4 protein-coding genes are annotated in these 5,298 nt (G+C 56.4%); all 4 read right to left on the bottom strand.

What is annotated here, in order from left to right; translation table 11 throughout:
* Positions 1–271: hypothetical protein (locus ABX749_RS20570; RefSeq protein WP_372897624.1), on the bottom strand; the 271-nt coding region annotated here is incomplete at its 3' end.
* Between the two features lie 70 nt (positions 272–341).
* Positions 342–1,799: a sulfatase-like hydrolase/transferase gene (locus tag ABX749_RS20565; RefSeq protein WP_372897623.1), complete on the bottom strand. Its 1,458-nt coding sequence runs from the start codon at positions 1,797–1,799 to the stop codon at positions 342–344.
* Complete coding sequence (locus ABX749_RS20560; protein WP_372897622.1) at positions 1,796–3,427, bottom strand: DUF5060 domain-containing protein; 1,632 nt, start codon at positions 3,425–3,427, stop codon at positions 1,796–1,798. Before ABX749_RS20560 ends, ABX749_RS20565 begins: the two co-directional genes overlap by 4 nt.
* 405 nt (positions 3,428–3,832) lie before the next feature.
* Positions 3,833–5,298, bottom strand: a 1,466-nt coding sequence (locus tag ABX749_RS20555) for a sulfatase-like hydrolase/transferase (RefSeq protein ID WP_372897621.1), incomplete at its 5' end; no start/stop codon positions are given.

The following is a 5,298-nucleotide window of genomic DNA, read 5'->3' as shown; positions in this document are numbered from 1 at the left end:
CCGCGACCCGCTCGGCACCCTCTGGCAGCAAGACCTCGTCGCCATGTCGGATCTCTTTCGTCTCCGTCATGACCGTGACTTCTTTCAAGCCGCGATCCCGCCCCGATCCGACGAACTTGGTTTCACGCCCTTCAAGAAACGTGTCAAACAAATAGTCGTGAGTCGCCTTCTGATCCTGACCTTCTTTGCTGAGCGTTTGAGCAGGAGAGGTCCCCGCGGCGACAAAAGCCGCAGATCCAATCAGAAGGACGAGTCGACAAAAGTACGGCATCGTATTGATCGTGTTAGTGACAAGTGAATGGAAGTCGCCGGCCGTTCGGCCTCGGGCAAGGGCTCACGCCCTATTTGAAGTTGCCCTTGACCGTCGGTTCGTAACCGGACTCCGTGGCTGCCTTTGGAATCGCCTCCAAGAAAAACCGGTCACGTTGCTTGTGATAGTCGATGTAGCCCAGCAAGCGGCATGGGACGTTCGCTTCGTCCCAACGCTCCCAGCTTTCTTGCAACGCCTTCGAGCGTTCTGGCTGGGACGCGATCAAGTCGTTGGCTTCCGAGACATCGTCCGGCAAGAAGAACAATTGCGGAGAGTCGCTTTCGTTGTCTTGGACCTGCTTGGTTCCGTCCGCGGCAAGCACCGACCACTTCGTTCCGCTGCGCCAGTAGAGAGCCTCGTGAGGAACACCGCCTTGATCGCCGCTGACAAACGGCAGCAAGTCGACGCCTTCCATCGCCTGCTTGCCCCCGGGACTTCCGCCTGCCGCAGCGACGGCCGTACGGGAGATGTCGATCGAGATCACTGGCGGTTCGAAGCTGGTTCCAGCTGGGATTTTGGCTGGCCACGATGCAATGAAAGGAACGTGGACGCCACCGTCGTAGAGGTCTCCTTTGCCGCCGCGAAAGGGTTGGTTGGAAGAACCGTTCCACTTCCCAGGCTTTTGTTTGGATGCTTGCGGCCCGCCGTTGTCGCTCAGGAAAAAGATCAGCGTGTTGTCGCGCAAGCCATTCTTCTCGACCGCCGTGATCACTTCACCGATGCCGCGGTCCATCACGTCGACCATGGCGGCATACGTCCGCCGCTTCTTGTCCGGAATGTGCTTGTATCTCTCGATGTCTTCGGCAGGTGCCTGCAACGGGGCGTGCGGCGCATTGTAAGCCACGTACAAAAAGAACGGCTTGTCCTTGTTGTCATTGACAAAACGGGCGGCATCTCGGCTGAGTGCCGTGGTCAGATAGCCGTCGAATGTTGCGGGTTTGTCGTTACGCGTCAGTCCTTGCAGATAGCCCTCCTTGACCGGTTTGGTTAAATCAATCTGAAAGTAATCATGCCCGCCACCGAGAAATCCGTAGAAGTAATCGAATCCACGGTTGTTGGGATGAAACGGCTCGGCTGCCCCAAGGTGCCATTTGCCGACACACCCCGTGACGTAGCCCGCGTTCTGCAATCGCTTGGGAAACAGCGTCACGTCCGGATCGATGCCCATGATCGGATTGGACGGATCGAAAGCAGGGTTCGTTTCGAATCCGATACGATGTTGGTATCGACCGGAAAGCAGAGCGGCACGCGTCGGCCCGCAAAATGGATGGTTGGCGTAACCCTGCCGGAACACCACCCCGGACGCGGCCAGAGCGTCCAAGTTGGGCGTCAAGATCTCTTTGGACCCTGTAAATCCGGTGTCTGCGTAGCCCATGTCATCGGCCATGATGACGATGATGTTGGGCTTTTCGGCCGCAAACGATCGGGCGACGGCAAACAGCAACAGCGCAATCGAAATCGAAGTTCGGCGACTGATCAAAAAGCTCATTCTTGGTCCTTAAGGTCACAGATCAGGATGCGAAACCCATTTCCAGCCGGAACGTCTACCGACGGCCATTGGGTCATTTTCATTTCAAACGGTTCACCATACTCTCCGCTGAACGGATCGAACCAAACAAGTTCCATCGTATCGCCGCGGTCTTTGGGCGGGCGCAAACCCAGATAATCACACTCTTTCGGCACGTAATACAAGAATCGATCTTTGCCGTTGTGCAGACAGAATCCCGCATTGCTCTTCTTTTCCCCGGCGATCAACTGATCGATCTGGTAGCGATCGACAAACTCCCGCAGATGCCGGTAATAATCCAACCGCGGACGGTCGCCAGGATCGAGCGATTCGATGTCGGCAATGACGACGTTCCAGGCAGCCCCCTGCCAATAATGCGTCGGAAAGGTGCCGGCAAACACGCATTGATACGCGCGTTCCAGGCACACTTCCGGCGACGTGTAATTCCCCGTGAACACGACATAGGGACTTCGTTCGTACCCGCCGTGCTCGATATTCAGAATCGGCTTGCCCGGAATCGCCTCGCAGACATTCCGCATCACGCCGTAAAGTTCTGAACTCCACAATTGAACCGAAACGAAGTCGACTTGCTCGGGGAACTTGCGGCAGTAACCGTAGTCGTGAACCGTGACCAGCCGATCATAAGCGTCGTTGTCGCGTAGCCGCTGAATTCGATCGGTGATATAGCTCACATCGTTGTGACCGTAGCCGAGAGCTTCCTTCGAGATATCCCAAACCAGATTAGGGTAACCCTGGTAGCGACGAACGACATAATCGAAATAACGATTGTCGGCGTCAGACTTCGCCTCCGGCCACGCCACTCGCTTGTTCCAGACGTAAATCATCAGGTGGGCAACGACACCTTTCTGATCGAGATAATCAAGGACGCGGTCGAGCCGCTGAAAGTATTCAATGTTCAGACCACTGTGATCGGGATCCTGGTTTGTGCCGTTGAACGGAAACACACGCGGGCTTCCGAAGTCGTATTGCGGATCGAGTGAAGCGTCTTTCGCCCAGTTGACGTCGTAGGCGAAGACGTTCATCACGATTTGATTGAATCCATTGTCCGCCAGGGTATCGACCAGCATTCGCGTTTTCGGGATATCGTTCGCATTCTCGGCATCGAGCGCGAACAACCAATCCGCTTCGAAGGCGATCGGATAGTTGCTGTCGCCATTCTGATGAACGAATCGCTGTTTCGACTCGGAATCCACAAGGACAGCCCCTCGCCGTCCTTCGCCCGCTGACCGCACCGACAGCGATCCCTTTTGACCGTCCAATCCGGACAACGAGGACGACGTTTCGTAGCTCCACTCGCCGTTTGAGGGCGGTGTAAAACGAATCACGTACTCATTGCCGCCGTCGTAGAAGCCGGCAACCGCCATCGACTTGCCGGACCGATCGGAAAACGTCGCCGAGAAATCGACGTCGACCGGCTGTTCGGGTATCGACCCGACCTGAAACCGAATGTCAACGATGTCCCACTGCTCCGCGGCGATCGTTTGTTGCGGTTCGTAGCGGACAGCTTCACGCGCGGTCGCAGCGGGGACACCACCAAGCACGGCGAAAGGAACAGCGACAACCAAAGCAACAAGTTTGAACGGCGACATGGTGGCGTAGCGAACAGCACTGAAGTGAAGGGAGACGTTTCCAATGGCAAGGACGATCCGGCTTGCCGTCTCATTGTATTTCCCCGGTTCATTCTGAGATCAGGGATTTTGCACTCCATAGCCAAACACGCACCCTGCATGTCTTTTCTTAACCTGACCTGACGGCCGTCGATCCCACCGCTGCCTCCCGACAAACGCACGATGTAAGTGCTCCGTCAACTTTTAGATGTAGGGTGCCGCGGAAAAGGGGTCAGGTACGAAAAATGCGAAGCACCCGTTGGGCCATTTGGTTTTTGGTACCTGACCCCATTTCCGCACGATCAGTCCCCGTCTTTTGCCGTGCGGAAACCTTGGCAGAACGAACACCGATTTCGAAGGACGCCAATCAAGAAACGTGATGCTGGCTTACTCGGATCCGGTGCGGAACCGATACCAAAAAGCGCCATCGTTCAGCCCGACCGCTGGCTTGTTGCCTACGGTGATCCAGCCTCCGTCAGACAAAGCAAAGTAGGTCGTGTTCGGCTTGAGCCTAGGCAGATCATCAAACGTGACCTGCATTGCTCCTTCCGCCGGATGTCCGGGTTCGGGATCGGCTTGCCAGACGGCGTCGTCGATGTTGCTCACTTCATACAATCGCAACGTCTTGCCGGCGGATTGGGCAAAACTGATTGGATGCGAAAAATGAAACGTTAAATCCGTCTCACAAGGGACATTCATGGCCGACGATGCTGGCACCGCGCGGACATAGCCCGGCATCGCCATGCGAATGCGATGGAACCCCCAGCCTTCTTGGAAAGTACTCAACGGGGCACGCCAAGCGAGCGGCATGGTGGTTCGGTCTTTTGCAAACTGAAACCAATGTTCGCTCATCTCGGCAGCGCGATCGGGTCGTTCGGCTGCCAAGTCTTTCGATTCGGCGGGGTCATTGCTGATGTTGTAAAGCCGCCACGGTCCGTCACTGATCGATGATATCTTCCAGTCGCCTTTCACCAAGCCTTTGCCGGTCTGGTTGAAGCACCAAAAGATCTCGTCGTGAATCGCGCGGTCGGGCAACGAAGCGTCGCGTAACAGCGGCAGCAGTGAATCTCCGTAAAGCGGCTCCAGTTGGCGATCCCCGTCGACTCTCGGATACGATGCCCCCGCAAGTTCCAGAAACGTTGGATAGAGGTCCGTCACGTGCAGTCGCTGATTCCGAATCTCACCGGCTTGCTGCGCTAATTGGTTCGGCCATCGCACAATCATGGGAACGGAAACGCCGCCTTCCTGGGCACATGACTTGTACCAGCGAAACGGCGTGTTCTTCAGATACGACCAGCCGTTGGATGCGAAGGGATTCGTACCGGCTTTCCAGGGGATTTGCTGGTCGTAGGTGCGAAGATCACCATTGCTGTACGCGCCTCCGTTGTCGGCCATGAACAGAACCAGCGTGTTGTGGTCGAGTTGCTGCTCCCGCAGATGCCGCAGCAAACGACCGACGTTCCAGTCAAGACGGTCGAGCATGCCGGCGTATGCGGCCATGCGACGGCTTTCTTGCTTCTGGATTGATTCGGGCAATTCGTCCCATCGCCGCACTTCTGCTTCGGGTTGTGACATGACATAGCGGTCATCGATCAGCCCCATCGCTTTCATCCGCTCAAAGCGTTCCCTGCGAAGCGAGTCCCAGCCGGCGAGGTAGCGGTCGTAGTATTTTTCAACGTTCTCGCGTGGGGCATGCAAGGGGCTGTGCGGCGCGTTGTATGCCAGATAGGTGAAAAACGGCTTTCCTGTGTTCCGGGCTGCATCAATCTGTTTGATCGCGTCGTCCGTAAAAGCGTCTGAGCTGTACCAGCCTTCCGACACGGGCTTCGGCTGCTGTCGGTTGGTTTGGATGG

Origin of the sequence: Stieleria sp. (assembly GCF_041595215.1) — a bacterium.
Taxonomy (GTDB): domain Bacteria; phylum Planctomycetota; class Planctomycetia; order Pirellulales; family Pirellulaceae; genus Stieleria; species Stieleria magnilauensis.
The sequence above is the reverse complement of the archived record's forward strand: the minus strand, read 5'-3'. Positions and strand labels throughout refer to the sequence as shown.